The organism is Vampirovibrio sp. (assembly GCF_041737375.1).
In the GTDB taxonomy this organism is placed as follows: domain Bacteria; phylum Cyanobacteriota; class Vampirovibrionia; order Vampirovibrionales; family Vampirovibrionaceae; genus Vampirovibrio.
On sequence record NZ_JBGSRV010000006.1, the window covers coordinates 121,555 to 138,345 of the forward strand.

The window sequence follows — 16,791 nt, forward strand, 5'->3', positions numbered from 1 at the left end:
CGAATTATTTAAACAAAAAAACAATAGTAGGGTTTCATGAAGGGTTTTGTTTTTGTTAGAATTAGCACGTTTCAGCAAGGTGCAATGAGAATAAAATGCTGTCAAATTGGCAACGTCCCCATCAACACCTCAAAAATAAGCGTGAGGACCGTGCGCTTGTCAGTTGAAAAAATGGTAAATTGGTCCAATGAACCACGCTTAGTACGGAGCCAAATGGACGCTGTTCCCCAAAAAATCTATGAGCTGATGGGGGTGATTGAGGCCAGAGACAGCCATGTCATCGATCACCGGTTGCGGGCTATGTCCGCTTTGGGCGACTTGTTGCTGAAAGAGCCCATGGAGGCGGGTGTTTTATGTCTGCTGGAATGTGTCAGGCAGGAGCGAAATACCCGCCTGATTATGCAGGCCATGAGCGTACTGAGCCGAATTAAGGCTGAAGACGCGGTTCCGGTTTTAATTGATGTGCTACTGGCCACCCATATTGAATTGTATGAGCATCCTGAGCCTGCTGATTTTGATAAATCGGATGAAAGCGCTCGCCTGCGTTGTGGCGCTGCTCAGGCTTTGGGCAAAATTGGCGATAACCGGGCCATTATTCCGCTGATGAGTATTTTGAATAACCGGCAAGAGAATTACCGTTTGCGATTGGCCGTGGCTGAAAGCCTGGGCCGCATGGGCGATGAATACGCGGTGAAACCTTTGATTGATATTTTGGCCGATGAGCGGGAAAAATCGGTTTATCTGAAAGAATCCGCCGTGAAGGCTTTGGGCATGCTGGGGGATATTCGGGCCATTGAGCCTTTGATTGATATTCTGGAGTCCAAGCAGGGGATTCGTGATAAGTTTAATTTTTTGAAAGAACAAATTATTGAAGCGGTTGGGCGCATTGGTCAGCCCAGCCGGAAAGCTTCGGATAGTTTACGCAAAGCGCTAAACGATGAAGCGCCTTCCATTCGTTTGGCGGCAGTGGAAGCCTTGGGGCAAATTGGGGATGAAGACTGTGTAGAGGCTTTAAAAAACTGTGTGCTGGATGAAAACGATGAAGTGGCCAAAGCCGCCGTTTACGCCGTTTATACCCTGCAAGGGGAAGCCGCCATTCGGGAACTGCTGAGCCGGGAAAACCTGCCCCGGTTTTTAAGGGAAGAGATTGAAGGCTATATTCCTTAAATCAGCCCATCAGGCTAAACGGAATGATAGGGCGTTGGTTGGTTTCGGTGGTGGATTCCACACTTGCTTTCATGGGTGATGGGGTTTCGATTGTGTTATTTTGGGTTGCGTTGCCCACTAATTGCTTCCATTTGAGGTTTTTGCATGCCTGATTCTATTTCATCACCCTCTTCTTTATCTTTCTCTTCATCGCATTCCTCCGAGTTTGTTGCCAATTGCGCTGTGGTTCTTTTATCGGGCGGGCTGGATTCCACGGTGGCTTTGGCAGAAGTGTTATCTCAAAAGCCGGTGGCCTGTGCCTTAACGTTTGATTATGGGCAACGGGCGGTTAAAAACGAATTGAAGGCCGCTCAAGCCATTGCTGCTCATTATCAAATTGCGCACCGGGTGATTGCCTTGCCCTGGATTTCGGAATTATTGCCTACCGCTTTAACCCCGGCCGCTGTTTTAAAAGCCCAGGGCATTCAGGAGCAAAAAGCGGAAACGGACGCGGCATTGTATGACGTAAACCGGGTTTGGGTGCCGAACCGAAACGGATTATTTTTAAACATTGGGGCGTGCTTTGCGGAAGCCTTGAAAGCCAACACTTTGGTGTTTGGGGCTAATGCCGAGGAAGGCGTCGATTTTCCTGATAATACGCCCGCCTTTAGAGACAAGTTAAGCGAGGTATTCGCCTTTTCCACCTTAACCGGCGTTCAGGTGGAAACCCCGGTGGGTGAGTTGAACAAAATTCAAATTATTGAACGGGGACTGTCCCTGAAGGTGCCGTTTCATTTAATCTGGAGTTGTTACGAGGAAACCGAAACCCAATGTGGGGCATGCCCGTCGTGTATTCGGGTTAAAAACGCCCAGCGGCAAGTGGAAGCCCAAACCGCTACCAGCGTTGGTATTGCCTTTTAGCGGTTATACAGGCACCCTGTTTTTTTGGTAAATCACTTCCCCGTTAATAAAGGTGGTTTCCACGGCCAGCGTTTCCTTGTTCCAAAGCACTAGATCCGCCAGACATCCGGGTTCCAGTCGCCCAATGGCTTCTTCATTCAAAAACAGGGCCGGGTTGTAGGAGGCGTATTGAACGGCTTCCGCAAAGTCGCAAAGCTGCCATTGCACCATGTTTTTTACGCAATCGCTCACCAGTTTGCCGCTGCCCGCCAATCCGCCTTCCTGATTGATGACCTGATGGCCTCGTACCGTTACGGTTTGTAGCGAAAAACTGCCTTTGCTGCCATCGTCGAGTCCTGCCAACGGGCTGGCATCGCTGGTCAGTAAAACCCGGTTTCGGGGCTTCATTCTTAAGAGCATTCGAATGGCTTCGGGGTGGACATGAGCGCCATCCCCGATGAATTGCACGAAAATATCCTCTTCGCACAAGGCGGCGCCAATAATGCCGGGTTCCCGGTGGTGCAGCGGACGCATTGCGTTATAAAGATGGGTAACGCTATTGGCCCCTTGCTGAAACGATTGCAGTGTTTGTTGATGGGTGGCGTTGGAATGGCCAATGGAAACCCGAATGCCTTGTTGCCGAAGCCAGGGAATAAGTTGCCCACTGGCATCCATCTCCGGGGCCAGGGTAATCATTTTGGTTTGCGGAGAAATTAGAATGCTTAACTCTTCCGGGTTGGCGGTGCGAATTTCGTGGGCAGGATGCGTTCCCCGGTAGGCAGGATTAATAAAAGGTCCTTCTAAATGGATGCCCAAGGGCCTGCAATGGTAAGGGTTTTTATGATGAATGGCTTCTTCCAGCGTGTGAATGGCCGACAGCATATCGGTCATGGCGCCGGTAATTACTGTAAACAGAACGCTGGTAATGCCAAAGGCGGGGAGTTTTTGGAGCAATGCCTGTGCTTCAGTAATGCTGGTTTGATTCAGATTGCATCCCAAAGCCCCGTTAAAGTGCAGCTCGATTAACCCTGGCGTTAAATAGCAGCCAGCCCCCGAAAACACTTCCACATTTTCCTGATTTAACAGCAATGATCCCGGCGCTTCCGGGCTAATGGCCCGAATCCGGTTTCCTTCTATCAGCAAGGAGCTTTCCGAAAGCTGCCCGTCAGGGAGAATCAGAGTAGCCCCTGTAATTATTTTCATTGTGTCGCCGCTCATCATATTGAAGGTATTTTAACAGCTTTATGCCAATCAGGGCTGTTTTTAAGGGAATGAGGGTGTAAAAAGAAAAAAGAAAAGTAAAAAAGGAAAGGTAAGGGAAATTCCATCGGATGGAGGTTTTATGGATCGGGTTGAAAGCCTGTACTTGTCACACTGCTCAATCGGACCCATAATAGGTTGTATGAGTGACTATGAAAATACAACAGGTTCTACTTCTTTGCTCAAGCAAAAGCTGTTTGAAGCTTTGAGAACCTCAGTGGCCTCTTCCGGGGGAAATGAATTACAGATTGACGCTTATCAGGAAATCGAGATTTCCCGGAACGATCAATCCGGTTTTCAGTTTTTGGAAGCGGATGACTCTGACGCCTCTTTACCGCCTGAGTTGCATGAAAGTAGCCAGCGGTTGAGTCGTGAACTTCAAGCTGTTCACTTACCGCCCGAAACGGCGCAAAGGCTGGAAACCCCAAAAAAGGAATTTGATGATACACTATCGATGAGAGGTATGGTGCCGGATGCACAAACGGAGGCTCGCCATCCGGCCGGAGTTCCTTCCTCTACATCTCAGGTGAACTATGTGAAGTCGGATAGCTCAATATCGGGAGGAAGTATGGCTGACCTTTCAGGTTACAAGGATTTATCGAAGGCCCCCATTTCGTTTGGTGAGGAAGAAACCTCCATTTCTTCATTATCAGCAGACATTGGGTACGAACGCCCTCAGTTTCAACAACCCCAACAGCAGCAACAACAGCAGCAGCATCAACAGTTTTCTGCCGCGCAGCACTTTGCTCAGGAAGCGATTCCTCAGGAAGTGGATACTGAATTCAGTGGCAATGTAAAAACCCTGATTCGTTTGGTGAATGAATTGCCTGATGGCGTCACCAAGCAAACCGGCGCCCAGATCATTCGTTTGACGATGGAAGCCATGGGCCTTTCCATGGAAGATGTTCTGTCTGAAGCGCAATCCGCTCAATCTGAAATGCTGGACGCTGTTCGGGCCAACATTAAAAAAATTGAAGAGTATAAAACCGTTATCCGCAAGCTGGAAACTGATATCAAGTATTACCAGGGCAAAGCCAACGAATTGTCGGAGATTATCGACTTGTTTATTCTCTCCAACACTTCGGGCGGTAAAATGGGTTCCCCTGAAGACTTGAACCATTAATTTCAGCCAAATTTTTAGAAGCCGATGAACAATCCGGGTTCTCTATCTACTGCTTTGAAGATCCCTGCCTTTTTAAAACGGGCGGGGATCTTCACCTTCATAGCGCTATTTTCGACATCGATTAGCGTATTCTCAGGCTGTAATCTTCAAAAGCCAGCCACGCCCTCTTCTGCTGTAAACGTGAATACTGCCGCTGATAAAGCGCGTGTTGCCGAACAGCTTTACGATGAAGCCTGGACTATGGTGCGCACAGAATACGTGGACGGTTCTTTTAATGGGCAGGACTGGTCCAAGTGGCGGTATAAGTATCAAGGTAAGCTAAAGGATACCGATGATGCTTATGTGGCCATTGGAACCATGGTCGCTAGCTTAAACGATGAATACACCCGTTTTTTGCAACCTCGTGACATGAACGAGCAAAGCATGAGCATTGATTCCCGCTTATACGGGGTGGGGATTCAAATCTCCAAGCGAGACAATAAGCTTTTGGTGTTGGCCACCATTGATGATACGCCTGCCCAACGGGCGGGTTTAATGCCCAAGGATCAAATCACCCACATTAACGGCATTGAAACCGCTGGAATGAGTGTAGAAGATGCCGCCGATCAGATTCGGGGAGAAAAAGGCACTTTTGTTACCCTCAGTATCAAGCGGGGCAACGATGAGTTGCTGAAGCAGATTGAGCGGGATGAGATCAAGATTAAATCTGTATTTACCAAGCCCATGGACGATCCGCAGGTTGGTTATATCCGACTGAGCAGTTTTATCAGTGAAAACATGCTGGATGAAATGAAAGACAGCATGAAGGATTTAACCGCTAAACAAGCCTTGATCATTGACTTGCGGGGCAATTACGGCGGATTGTTTTCTAACGCCGTTGAAATTGCGGATATGTTTCTGGAAAGTGGCGATATTGTTTCCATTGTGAACCGGGAACGGGACCGTCGGGTGTACAGTGCTCATCCTGGCACCATTACTGAAAAGCCAGTGGTGGTGTTGATTGATGGTGGCAGTGCCAGTGCCAGTGAAATTTTGGCGGGCGCTCTCAAAGACAATCATCGAGCCACCCTAATCGGCTCTCAATCCTTTGGCAAGGGCTTGGTACAGAAGATCAACACCTTGTCCAACAATAGCGGTATGAATATCACTATTTCCAAATACCTGACGCCCAATGGCACGGATATCAACAAAAAAGGCATCGAACCCAACGTTAAAGCGGCCTATACCGAAGCGGACTATCTGGCCCAACGGGACCCTCAACTGGATCGGGCTATGCAGTTTCTGAAAAATGAAATTGGGAAATAGAGAGAGCATGCCCTTGACCCCTCATCAGGCTGAGGCGTTGTTGGCTCAGGCGCGTTTAGCCGCTGAAAACGCCTATACGCCTTACAGTGATTTTCCGGTTGGGGCCGCTTTGCTGGCCGAAAACGGGCAAGTTATTTGTGGGGTGAATGTAGAAAACGCCAGTTTTGGGCTGACCCTTTGCGCGGAAAGAACTGCTTTGGTGAAGGCCATTAGTGATGGTCAGCAACGTTTTCAGGCCATTGCGGTTTGGGCCAGTCGCCGTCCTCATGGCTCGGTGACCCCTTGTGGTGCTTGTCGCCAAGTGATGGCCGAATTTTTAAAACCAGATACCCCGGTGATTATGAGCGATAGCCAAACCGGAGAAGTTCGCATTTTAACCATGGCCGCTTTACTACCAGAGGCATTTGGCCCTACCACACCTTTGACTTAATAAACCCCAATCCTTAAAGATTTCAGGGGGCTTGTTGTTCAGGCCAATAACTGCCGGGGTACAGGTAGCAGCTTACCTGATGGGTTTCTTCCATCATCGCTGCTTGTGGAAATCGGGTTTTGCAAACCTCAAGGCGTTTGTCGCAGCGGGGTTCAAAGGCGCAACCGGGCGGCATTTCTGTAATAGAAGGCGGTTGCCCTTCGATGGGTTGCAGGCGGCTGCGGGTCATGGTGGGCAAGGAATTCAGTAAGCCCAAGGTGTAAGGGTGTTTGGGTTTTTTAAATAAATCCAGGGCGCTGGCTTGTTCAACCACCCGGCCTGCGTACATTACCGCTACTTCATCGCACATTTCGGCCACCACCCCCAAATCGTGGGTAATCAGCATAATTGCCGTGTCATGCTCCTTGCGAATATCCCGCAACAGGGCCAGAATTTGGGCCTGCACCGTAACATCCAGTGCGGTGGTGGGTTCATCGGCAATTAACAAGGATGGCGTACAGCTCAGGGCCATGGCAATCATCACACGCTGACGCATGCCCCCCGAAAATTGATGCGGATATTCGTGAATGCGATCTTTGCCGTTAGGGATGCGAACCAGATCCAGCAGTTCAATGGCCCGCCGGTGCGCGTCTCGCTTGCTCAAACCCTGATGCAGGGTCAGCACTTCCGCAATCTGATCGCCAATGGTGTAAACCGGATTGAGGGAGGTAAGCGGATCTTGGGGAATCAGGGCGATTTGAGCGCCTCGCACTTTGCGGATTTCTTCGGGGCTGAGGGTCAACAGATTTTGTCCATTAAAATATACCGCCCCTTCCGAGATATAGCCCGGTTGTGGCACCAGCCGTAAAACAGCCATGCTGGTCATGCTTTTGCCGCAGCCCGATTCTCCAACCACTCCCAGCACTTTGCCTCGCTCAATTTGCAAGGACAAATGGTTCACAGCGCAAGCCGGTCCATCTTCTGTGGGAAAGGCAACCGATAGGTTCTCAATGGAAAGTAAGGGTGAAGCAGCCATAAGGCCATTATAGCCTATTTGGGGTTTGAAGGTGTTGAAACCGGGTCACACTTACTTTTTGGCAATTCAAACAGTGTTTTCACGCCCCCTAAAATTTCAGGAAGCGCTTGCTTAAATGCTTCGGATTGATGGGTTTTGAGGGCTTCGGCTTTTAGCTGCCTGGCTTGGGCCTCTGTTTTTATTTTTTGATCCAGGCTCAATTTTTGTTGACGCAAAGCATTCAACCCTTTTTTTACCTCTGCCGGATTCTGTGCCACGGAAGCGGCCTGAGCGCCCAGATCAAATGGCAGTTCCGGGGCTGGTTTGAGGGCAACATCCGGGTATTTGACAATGACTTTTTGAAAATTTTCAAAGGCCTCCGGGTTAGGACGAGGTTCCGGTTCTAAAGGCTCTGAAGGTGTGTTTGCCAAAGGCAGAGCCTCTTCTAACCTATCTTTTTCCTCAATTTTAAGAGCTTTCGCCTCTGGCGCATCCTGATTTTCAGGGCAGGCTTCCTTGAAGCGGGCCACCGCTAAATGCCATAGGGATGAAAGCTGATCAAAAATATTTTCACGGCTACCCTGAATCACTTTGGATTCTGTAAATTGATGGCGCCATGCGCTGTTTTGAACCAATACATCAATGCCTTGGCTTAAACCGGTCAGCAGGTTATTGATTTGTGATTGCTGCGCTTTGGCCAACCGCTCTGATTGTCGGGGGCCAATGATTGCGTCTACCCTGTCCATCGGGAAGGTGGGGTTGAGCGATTCAACGGGTATCCACTCATCGGGGCGATCGTCGGCAATACCCGTTCTCAGTGTGGGCCTTAAACCTGTTTCCGGGCCTTTAAATTTAGGCAAATCAGGCGTTTGTATTAAAAAATAACCGGGCATCGTTTCCATGGTATAAATTCCCCTCCCCTAAAAAGCGTAGATTGGCATTTGGAAAATTTTCATGAATTATTTATCTCATAAAAGCCCCTAAATCTACTTTTTTTGGTAACCTGTACTACATCTAGTAGGCTCAAAGCCGATCGCCGTATGTGATTCCGCATATTTTCCGTCATTTCCCCGTGTTTATATTAATGATGGAAAGTTAAAGGTACTCAGCTTGAGTTCCCCCGTAAGCCTTATCTCTGGAGAATGACCAAACCTATGCAAGCCCTTACCACCCTATGGCGCGCCGTATTTAGTGATGAACCCTTTAGCGCCAGTCGCAACTTCTTGATTTGCGCCATTTTTTACCTGGTTTTCGGCATGCTGTTTGGCATGATCGCCTCAATTTTACTTTCTTATCCTGATTTGATTCATGGCATTCCGCAGTTGGCTTTTGGCCGCATTCGTCCAGCGCATATCAATACCATCCTGATTGGCTGGCTTTCTATGGGCTATGTTTCCTGCATGTTCTACATTGTGCCGGTTTTGTCGGGTCGAAAAAATCTTTGGTCTGAGCGGCTGGGTAATATCACTCTCTTTTTCTGGAATTTAACCGTTATTTTGGGCGTTTGGTCCATTATGAACGGGTACACGGAAGGCCGGGAGTATGCGGAGCTGAATGGTCCGTTTGACTGGCTGGTTCTCAGTGCGCTGCTGCTGGTGGGTGTTAACGTGTACATGAGCGTTTTCACCGGTACCGAAAAGAAATGGTACGTTAGTCTCTGGTATTTTATGGGCGCTCTGTTCTGGTTTCCAATCGTTTATGTGGTCGGCAACCGGGCGTTCGTACAATTTACTGGCTTGAACGATGCCATTGCGGGCTGGTTCTATGGGCACAACATTCTAGGCATGTGGTTTACCGTAGGCGGTGTTGGTATTTTGTACTACCTGCTGCCTCGTTTCTCTGGCAATCCGCTTTACAGTCACACTCTATCCATGATCGGCTTCTGGACCATTGGCATGTTCTACGCGCCTACTGGCACCCACCACATTCTGCAATCTCCGGTTCCTGAGTGGTTGAAAGCCATTGCCGTTATCTCCAGTGTTTTCTTGTTGATTCCCGTTTTGACCGTTCAGGTGAATTTCTTTATGACCCTGAAAGGCAAGTGGCACCTTATGGCCGATCACATTCCCATGCGGTTTGCCATGGCGGCGGGCTTGGCGTATTTGCTCACTTGTATCCAGGGACCCTTTCAGGCGACCCGCTCCATTAACTGGTACTTGCATTTCTCTAACTGGGTGGTGGGTCACGCTCACTTGGCGCTGTTGGCCACCTTTACCTTTATTGTTTTCGCAGCCTCCTACTTTATTATTCCTAAAATTACCGGGCGTAAAATCTACAGCCGCTCTCTGGCTATCTGGCACTTCTGGCTCAGCTTTATTGGCTGGATTCTGATGGTGTTTTCGCTGACCATTGCAGGCTTAATTCAGGCCGCTGGCTGGCATTTCACCTTGCCTTACGATCAGTGGGTGATGGAAATGGTGCCTTATTTCCTGGCCCGTACTGTTTCTGGCTTCCTGTTACTTTCTGGGCAAATCCTCTACATGTTGAACATTTATAAAACGGTTTTCTCCAAATCGGCTGAGCCGCTGCCGGAGTCTCCCACTGGAATCGCTTACGTATAGGGCGAACACAAGGACTATTTAAGGAAAAAGACGACTATGCAACCTAGAATTCTCAACTACCTGATTGCCGCTGTCTTTGTGGCCCTGATTTTCTTAACGATTATTTTTGTAACCGCCATTTTGCCAGCGACTACATTTCAACCGGAAGCCACTGCCGCTTCTCATGACTACACGGCCAGTGAATGGCGGGGTCGGGAGATTTACAAGCGGGAAGGCTGTGTTTACTGCCATACCCAGTTTGTCCGGTATCAAGATCGCGAAATGGGTGAGATGGTTCAGGCAGGCGACTTCGTTCATGAAACGCCTCACTTGCTGGGTACCGAGCGTACTGGCCCTGATTTGTCTAACATTGGTGGCAAATACCCCGATGCTTGGCACTGGGCGCACCACGTGCAGCCTCGTGCGGTTAAGCCCGGTTCTTTAATGCCTTCTTTCAGTTATCTGGAAGATCATGAAATGAAAGATCTGGTCGCTTATTTGCAAACGTTGGGCAAAGAGCGTGAGCTTGCCGCTCGTCGCCGCAAAAAGTCCAGTCATGAACCCGCTGCTGGTGGACACGCAGGCGCTCCGTCTCAAGAGCCTTTAACCTGGCTAGAGGCGCCTCAGGAAATGCGGGATGAGTGGAAGCGAATTTCTAAAAACGTGGATACGGATAACTCTTCCATCGCCAACTCCGGTCGGGGCATTTATATGCAAAACTGCGCTACTTGCCACGGTGTCACCGGTCGGGGCAATGGGCCTGTTAGCTCTTCCATGATTAAAAAACCGGCAAACCTGACCCGTCCTTTTTACAAGCAATACACCGATGCTTTGTTTTACTGGCGTCTTAAAGAAGGGGTCACTGGCACCCGGATGCCTCGTTGGGGTCGCAGTTTGAGTGAGCAACAACTGGCTTATCTGGTTGCTTTCATTAAAACCTTGCCAGTGGATGGCGCTACCCCTTCTAATCAAATAGAAGTTGTAAACTATTCTCAGTTGGATCAGCCGGATGTGATGTCTAAAAACTACGAAGAGATTACCCATCTGACTGAACTGAAACACGAATTTCCTCAAAACCATGGAGGCGGACGACACTAATATGTGCCCATCTTGTCTTTCTGGAGGTATTGGACCAGGTTATATTGCGGCATTTGCCATTTGTGGCTTGTTTTTCCTGATTGCTTTTGCAGCAATGTTTTGGGCCTCTCGCAATGGAAAGCTGGACGATTTGGAAGATTCCAAGTTTCGCATGCTTCATGATGATTAATCAGAACGGAGTTTTCCCTCATGTCTGAAGAGAACAATACAACTGAAAAACTGGCCTCGCACAACGAAGCCAGTCTGCCCAAGCCTTACGATGAATTTGAGGTTGGTGAGCATAAAGTGCCATGGTTTTTGTGGCTCTTTTTCATCCTGATTGTTGGCTGGGCCTCTATTTCCTGGATTCAGTTTTTTGGATATTAAGCAAAAAGGCTATATATACATGGACTTCTCGTTAAACAAGCAGATTGATAAAAAAATGCTTCCGGTACAAACGTTAGCTCTGACCGCTGTGGTTTCATTGACGGTTTTTTTGACTGGCTGTACAGGCGCGGTTAAGAATGCTGAGCAGAGTGATATTAACCTGGTTTCCCAGCCCGTTTTTAATCAGCAGTTGAGTGATGAAGATTTTGCTTTCCCCTCCAAGCCGCCGTCATTAATGAAAGGCCGGGAAATTTTTCAGCAGCAATGCGTCAAATGCCACGCCACTTCTTACTGGCAAACTCAAAAGGTAAAGACCGATCTGGCCTACACTACGCCCATTGACCTTTATCGCTTTCTGACCCGAGGCGAAGTGAAACAACTCATTGATGAGCATGGCAAACCTGTTCCGGCTTTGCTGACCTCTGAACGTAAAGCTGTGCTGCCCAAAGGGCACCCTGCTTTTAGAGATTCGCTCAACCCTGATGAGCGCTGGGCTGTTATTTTTTACGCTCGTTATTTGGCGGGTGCTGGCGATATAAAATCTCCTGATCCAAAAACCACCATGGCGAGTATTTTCAGCGGTAACTGTGCGGTTTGCCACGGTTCTAAGGGCCAAGGCGATGGCTTCTTGCATACTGGTAAAACCGGAAATCACGAGCTGCATGACGCGCCTCAGGTGAAGAACCTGATGCCTGCTCCGGCCAATTTCCAGCAGTATAGTCGTGTCTATAACCGAACGGATGCCCAATTGCTGAAGTACTTGTGTGAAGGTATTTACCCTTCTGCTATGCCCGCTTGGTACGGCAACGTCAATTTGGACAAAGACACGGGCAAGCCGACCTATATTTTTGACAATCAGTTATTGATGAACACGGTTCGCTATGTTCGTACTTGGGCGTATGACAATGATCTGAACCCAGACACAATGGCAGAAGCCAAGAACCCCCCACCGGGCTTGCTTCAGCTTGAAAGCTGTCGTCCCATGCCCACCAATCGCCCCTGGTCTCAGGCTATGCAAAATAATGGACCCAATAAGGGCCACCATTACACCATTTTGCCGGCGGATCCCATTACAGGCGGTATGACCCATGTGGGACCTGTTCCTAAAAATACTGTAGTGCCTGGCAATGCTGCAGGACACGCCCAAACACAAGGAGGGGCTCAATAAATGAACCGAAGAGATTTTTTGAAGCTGATTGTCAGCATTCCCGTATTGGGCGCGTTGGCTCTGTTTGTTTCTCCTCTTTTCCGTTATTTACGTCCCTCTTCCGGTCCTTTAAAGAGTACTGGCTGGGATTTATCGGGCAATCCTACCGAGTGGCATGGCACCAAGGGTTTGGTTAAAGAACCCGATATGCCCACCGCTGAACGAAACGTGGAATTTGATTTGGCCAGCTTTCCTACCCCTTGGTCATTTCAGCCTTTTACGTTTAGCCAGCAAAGCAAAGAATATACGTTTAAGCACTTTCAAGCCAGTAAAATTCCGGGTTTTGTCGTTCGATTGCCTGAAGACAAAGACGGAAAACCGGATTTTCTGGTAGTCAGCCGGATTTGCCCTCACATGGGCTGTGTGTTTAACTTTTTGCCGGATCCTGCGGAGGCAGCGGCTTATAACTATCCTTCCGCCAACAATCCTTTATTCGCTTGTCCTTGCCACTTGAGCGTTTACGATCCGCTTCAGTCTCAGGATGTGAGCGGTAAGTTATTGGCCGGAAAAGTGGTGAGTGGGCCTGCTCCTCGTCCGCCCAGACAGTTTCAGTTCGATATGGTAGGCTCCAAGCTGGTTATTACCACGCTTGAGGCAGGAGGTATCGCCTAAATGGTAGCCACAAATTCTTTTGACCCCAAAGCACTCCCTGCTCAAGCCGTTAATTGGCTGAAAGAGCGGGTTCAGAAAATCGATCTTTTTGATGAAACCAAAGTCGATTTACAAGCACAGTCTCCCTGGTACCAGTTGGGCGCCTTGTATTACTTGTGCTGGGTTTTGGTTCTCATTACGGGCGTTATTCTGGTTGCTATCTATCTACCGACCACCGCTCAGGCTTTTAACTCGGTGGATATTATCTCTCACAACGCCTGGGGTTCTATTTTAAGGGGAATGCATAAGTATAGTGGCGACGCCATGATTATCGCCGCTACCCTTCGGGTCTACCGCATGTGGTTTACGGCTGAATACAAAAATAAGGGTGAGTTAACTTTTATTTTGGGTATTTTGTTGTTGGTTATAGCCATGTATTCAGGCTTGAGTGGGTATTTGCTGATTTGGAACCAGCGGGCTTTTTGGGCCACTAAGGTTTTCGCTACATTCCCCACCTACCTGGACATTACACCCGCTAACTGGACCTGGCCTTGGGATTTTGCCAATTACAAGGGTTCCTGGTTTATTCCCAACGCGGTTGGGGCGGTTACCCAGTTAATTGGTAATTTAACCCATCAAGGGTTCAGCACCTCTCAAATTTTAATGGGAGGAAGTTCTATTGGTCAGGCTACCATGACCCGTTTTTACTCTCTGCACTTCGCATTATCTTTAATTTTGCTGGTGATTTCTGAAATTTATTTCTACAAAAATCGTTTGAAGCGCATCAACCTCAAAAAACCTTTGGTGCTTCTGGTGATTGCCATGTTGGTTGTAACCGCCATTATTTTCCCCGCGGAATCTGGTACGCGCGCCAACCCTGAAGTAACCCCTCTGCCTATTTTGTCAGACTGGTACTTCCTGGCCTTATACCAATTGCTGAAATACATGGATCCTTACTGGGCCACACTTTGGACTTTGGGTATTCCTTTTGTAACCATTGGTTTGACTTTTTTAGATTTTGGTCCTGAGCGCAACTGGTTGAAGCGCCCATTGTTTACAACCATTGGCATTATGGCGGCCATTGAGTTTATGGTGTTCTCCATGTTGATTATCGCCAACATGGCTAACATTGAAACGGATCCGCCTTACTGGTTTGGCCATTTGATTTTGATGATCACTATTGGACAGTTCTGGCATTGGAGCATGTATAAACAACGTCTTCCAATGACTGTGTGGATGTTATTTAACCTGGCTGCCAGTACGTTTTATCTCTTTTTCTGGCACTTGGTGGTGGAAAACTCCAAGCTGGCTGGCGCTTTTGGTGGTCACAGCATGATTGCCTGGTTTGAAATGATGTTCCATGGTGCTGCTGTGGGTATTGATTTCACCAACCTGTACTGGAATCTGCTGTGGTTTGGCTATTCCATCGCACAGATTCTGTTGGCTGCCTTCTTGTTTTGGGTAGACCGGGCTCGTCGTGATGAACGCGCAGGCACCTTGCAACCTGAAGGAGTGACTGCTTAATGCCAACCACTTTTTCTAAAAGTGATAGGGAGAAGCCTTTAAATCGGCCAATGTGGTGGTTTTTCTTTCTAATCGCTACGGTTGCTGCATCGTTTGGCTTCAGGACATTTGGGGCTTTTACCTTGCGTCCGAATCTTTTGAACGCTTTTGTCTGGGCATTGGTAATGGTGCTATTGTTTGTTTCCATTGCGGTATTGGCTTACGACAGCTACGTTCATGAAAAAGGAAAAGGCAATGTGCAGAAGCCAGTCAGACTTTTTGAATGGATGATTCGGCGTGGTTTTTTGCTGAGCGTTCGTGCTGAAGATAAAGGAATTACACAATGAATGTGTTGAAACGTTATTGGAGAGACCTGGCCGCTCTGCTGATTGCGGTTGTTTCTTTGGCTGGCCTATGGGTCATGTTTAGTGCCGAAGGTAGCATTTGGCTGGTTAAATTTGTTAATGGCAAACCCCAAGAGCTTTTGGAGCCGGTTGCCATATTGACTCAGTACAATAAAGTCATTCTTCCCAACCTGCAAAAGTATAGTTGGGCCATTGGCCTGACTTTATTTGCGGTCAGCGTTTCCTATATTTTGCTCGGCTCGCAAGATGAAATCTATACTGCACTGGATGAGCCGAATTCCAAGAAATAGACGAGCTAAAAAGGAGCCAAGCCCGTGTATACCGAACCGTTACAAAAAGCGACTTTGTGGTTAGAAAAGGGTTTAAATGACCTTTTTTCCCAAAAATATAACCCTTTCTATTATCACGGAGCGTTACCCAACTTTTTTATCTGGGCTTTGTTTATATCCGGATTGCTTTTGTTTGCTTATTACCAGCCAACACTTGCCACCGCTTACGCCTCTGTCCGATACATTACTTTTGAGCTTCCTTTTGGGAACCTCTTTCGTTCTATTCACCGGTACGCCAGTGACGGGATGATGATTTTCGTCATGCTACACATGTTCAGGGTTTGGTTCACCGATCGCTACCGGGAATACCGCATTGTGCCTTGGGTGACTGGTGTGGTTTTGTTAATCATTACCTTTACCATTGGTTTAACTGGCTATCTGCTAATTTGGGACCAAGAAGCTGTTACCCTTGCCAATATGACCTTTAACCTGGTGAGCAAGACCCCTTTAATTGGCAGCGCGGTGGCCGAGTTTTTAATTGCCGGTAAAATGATTACCGATTACACGCTGACCCGGATGATGTTTTTGCACTTGGGCATTCCCTTGTTCATGATGTTTATGTTGTGGTTACACTACCTGCGTATTACACGGCCGGTTTCAGAGCCTCCTTTGGCTTTGGTGGTTATGCTGTCGGGTGTTTTGTTTCTTTTTTCAGCGGCCTTTCCGGTTAGTTTGCAAATACTGAACGCCAATGACCCTTTGGCGACCCCTTCCTTAACCTCTGTCAGCTCTGTGATGAATTTTGATTTGTTGTACGCTTGGCCCCAGTATCTGGCCGCTCAACAAGTGGATCCTTTGCTGGTTGTGCTTTTGGTGTTGGCTGTTCCGGTCGGGTTGCTTATTTTGCCTTATTTGCAAAAGAAAGCCTTGCGTGATCAGTTTGCAACCGTTGTTCGTGAGAATTGCACGGGTTGCTCGCTTTGCTATAACGATTGCCCTTATGAGGCCATTGAAATGGTTGATCGTGGCAACGATGGCACACGTTTCAAGCGGCTGGCCGTTGTGGATCCGGGTCGTTGCGCAAACTGTGGCCTGTGTGTTGGTGCTTGCGCCTTTAAGGCTATTGAAATCCCCCGGCGCGAAACCAACAACGTGTTAGCTGAAATCGAAGCCGCTTTGACCACTTCTTAAGAAGGAAAAAGAGTGATGACTACTGACAATACAAAACTAATCGGCCTGGTCTGCGAGCGAAGCGTGGATTTTGAAGGCAAGCTTGATGAACAAGGCAACATGACCGATCATCCTTCTGTCAAAATTATCCGGGTACCTTGTAGCGGTCAAATCCAGCCCATCATGCTGGAAACCGCGTTAAAAAACGGGGCCAGTGGTACGTTTGCATTGGGCTGCCGGATGGGTGATTGCCACTACCGTGAAGGCAATAAGTTTTGCCGCGATCGGCTGGTGGGCAAGCGCATGCCTAAGCTTAAGCCCAGCGTAGACAAGCGCAGAGTTCAAGGCTATTGGCTTTCTGCGGTTGAGTACGACAAATTAAGCGAAATGGTTGGTCAATTTGTAGAGGATTGCAAAGCATTGCCAGCTCCTGAAGTTAAATCGACCGCTAAGGCAGCGAAGTAAGGCATAGGAAGAGATGGATATGGAAGAACGCAAGGATATTACGCTTTTCATCAAATATG

Annotated in this window: 19 protein-coding genes; 16 read left to right on the forward strand and 3 right to left on the reverse strand. The window is 48.2% G+C overall.

Annotation, left to right across the window (positions count from 1 at the left end; genetic code table 11):
* The first annotated feature begins 213 nt into the window (after positions 1-213).
* Both ACEW81_RS02955 and queC read left to right on the forward strand, forming a co-directional pair.
* Positions 214-1,167 carry a HEAT repeat domain-containing protein gene (locus ACEW81_RS02955; RefSeq protein ID WP_373531477.1) on the forward strand — a complete coding sequence of 318 codons (954 nt, stop codon included), beginning with the start codon at positions 214-216 and terminating at the stop codon, positions 1,165-1,167.
* A 144-nt stretch (positions 1,168-1,311) separates the two neighbouring features.
* Positions 1,312-2,067 (forward strand): 7-cyano-7-deazaguanine synthase QueC, encoded by a 756-nt coding sequence (queC, locus tag ACEW81_RS02960; protein ID WP_373531478.1) that lies wholly within the window; start codon positions 1,312-1,314, stop codon positions 2,065-2,067.
* Between the two features lie 3 nt (positions 2,068-2,070).
* Here queC and nagA read toward each other — a convergent pair whose 3' ends face one another.
* Entirely contained in the window at positions 2,071-3,249 is a 1,179-nt protein-coding gene (gene nagA / locus ACEW81_RS02965; protein WP_373531479.1) for an N-acetylglucosamine-6-phosphate deacetylase, read from the reverse strand.
* Between the two features lie 199 nt (positions 3,250-3,448).
* On the opposite strand from nagA, the gene ACEW81_RS02970 reads away from it, so the two are divergent.
* From ACEW81_RS02970 to cdd, 3 genes are read left to right on the forward strand one after another with little or no spacing between them, the layout of a single operon-like run.
* Positions 3,449-4,429 (forward strand): hypothetical protein, encoded by a 981-nt coding sequence (locus ACEW81_RS02970; protein WP_373531480.1) that lies wholly within the window; start codon positions 3,449-3,451, stop codon positions 4,427-4,429.
* 24 nt (positions 4,430-4,453) lie between these two features.
* On the forward strand, positions 4,454-5,734 hold the full coding sequence (locus ACEW81_RS02975; RefSeq protein ID WP_373531481.1) for a S41 family peptidase: 1,281 nt from the start codon (positions 4,454-4,456) through the stop codon (positions 5,732-5,734).
* Positions 5,735-5,741: 7 nt separating this feature from the next.
* A complete protein-coding gene (gene cdd / locus ACEW81_RS02980; RefSeq protein ID WP_373531482.1) occupies positions 5,742-6,164 on the forward strand; it encodes a cytidine deaminase in 423 nt (140 codons plus the stop codon).
* Positions 6,165-6,186: 22 nt separating this feature from the next.
* On the opposite strand, the gene ACEW81_RS02985 is transcribed toward cdd, so the two are convergent.
* Both ACEW81_RS02985 and ACEW81_RS02990 read right to left on the reverse strand, forming a co-directional pair.
* Positions 6,187-7,179 (reverse strand): ABC transporter ATP-binding protein, encoded by a 993-nt coding sequence (locus ACEW81_RS02985; RefSeq protein WP_373531483.1) that lies wholly within the window; start codon positions 7,177-7,179, stop codon positions 6,187-6,189.
* Between the two features lie 14 nt (positions 7,180-7,193).
* Positions 7,194-8,060 carry a hypothetical protein gene (locus tag ACEW81_RS02990; protein WP_373531484.1) on the reverse strand — a complete coding sequence of 289 codons (867 nt, stop codon included), beginning with the start codon at positions 8,058-8,060 and terminating at the stop codon, positions 7,194-7,196.
* 252 nt (positions 8,061-8,312) lie between these two features.
* Here ACEW81_RS02990 and ACEW81_RS02995 point away from each other — a divergent pair, with 252 nt between their 5' ends.
* The 11 genes from ACEW81_RS02995 to ACEW81_RS03045 are packed head-to-tail and all read left to right on the forward strand — an operon-like array spanning position 8,313 to position 16,732.
* A complete protein-coding gene (locus ACEW81_RS02995) occupies positions 8,313-9,719 on the forward strand; it encodes a cbb3-type cytochrome c oxidase subunit I (RefSeq protein WP_373531485.1) in 1,407 nt (468 codons plus the stop codon).
* 36 nt (positions 9,720-9,755) lie between these two features.
* Positions 9,756-10,796, forward strand: a complete 1,041-nt coding sequence (locus ACEW81_RS03000) for a cbb3-type cytochrome c oxidase subunit II (protein WP_373531486.1) — start codon at positions 9,756-9,758, stop codon at positions 10,794-10,796.
* Between the two features lies 1 nt (position 10,797).
* Complete coding sequence (locus ACEW81_RS03005) at positions 10,798-10,965, forward strand: cbb3-type cytochrome oxidase assembly protein (protein WP_373531555.1); 168 nt, start codon at positions 10,798-10,800, stop codon at positions 10,963-10,965.
* Between the two features lie 20 nt (positions 10,966-10,985).
* Positions 10,986-11,162 (forward strand): hypothetical protein, encoded by a 177-nt coding sequence (locus tag ACEW81_RS03010; RefSeq protein WP_373531487.1) that lies wholly within the window; start codon positions 10,986-10,988, stop codon positions 11,160-11,162.
* Between the two features lie 19 nt (positions 11,163-11,181).
* Positions 11,182-12,330: a hypothetical protein gene (locus ACEW81_RS03015; RefSeq protein WP_373531488.1), complete on the forward strand. Its 1,149-nt coding sequence runs from the start codon at positions 11,182-11,184 to the stop codon at positions 12,328-12,330.
* A complete protein-coding gene (locus tag ACEW81_RS03020; protein WP_373531489.1) occupies positions 12,331-12,981 on the forward strand; it encodes a QcrA and Rieske domain-containing protein in 651 nt (216 codons plus the stop codon).
* A complete protein-coding gene (locus ACEW81_RS03025) occupies positions 12,982-14,484 on the forward strand; it encodes a cytochrome b N-terminal domain-containing protein (protein WP_373531490.1) in 1,503 nt (500 codons plus the stop codon).
* Positions 14,484-14,810: a hypothetical protein gene (locus ACEW81_RS03030; RefSeq protein WP_373531491.1), complete on the forward strand. Its 327-nt coding sequence runs from the start codon at positions 14,484-14,486 to the stop codon at positions 14,808-14,810. The genes ACEW81_RS03025 and ACEW81_RS03030 overlap by 1 nt, the downstream gene beginning before the upstream one ends.
* Positions 14,807-15,118 (forward strand): hypothetical protein, encoded by a 312-nt coding sequence (locus ACEW81_RS03035; protein ID WP_373531492.1) that lies wholly within the window; start codon positions 14,807-14,809, stop codon positions 15,116-15,118. The genes ACEW81_RS03030 and ACEW81_RS03035 overlap by 4 nt, the downstream gene beginning before the upstream one ends.
* 24 nt (positions 15,119-15,142) lie before the next feature.
* Positions 15,143-16,288 (forward strand): cytochrome b N-terminal domain-containing protein, encoded by a 1,146-nt coding sequence (locus ACEW81_RS03040; RefSeq protein ID WP_373531493.1) that lies wholly within the window; start codon positions 15,143-15,145, stop codon positions 16,286-16,288.
* Between the two features lie 15 nt (positions 16,289-16,303).
* Positions 16,304-16,732 carry a hydrogenase iron-sulfur subunit gene (locus ACEW81_RS03045; protein WP_373531494.1) on the forward strand — a complete coding sequence of 143 codons (429 nt, stop codon included), beginning with the start codon at positions 16,304-16,306 and terminating at the stop codon, positions 16,730-16,732.
* Positions 16,733-16,791: the final 59 nt, after the last annotated feature.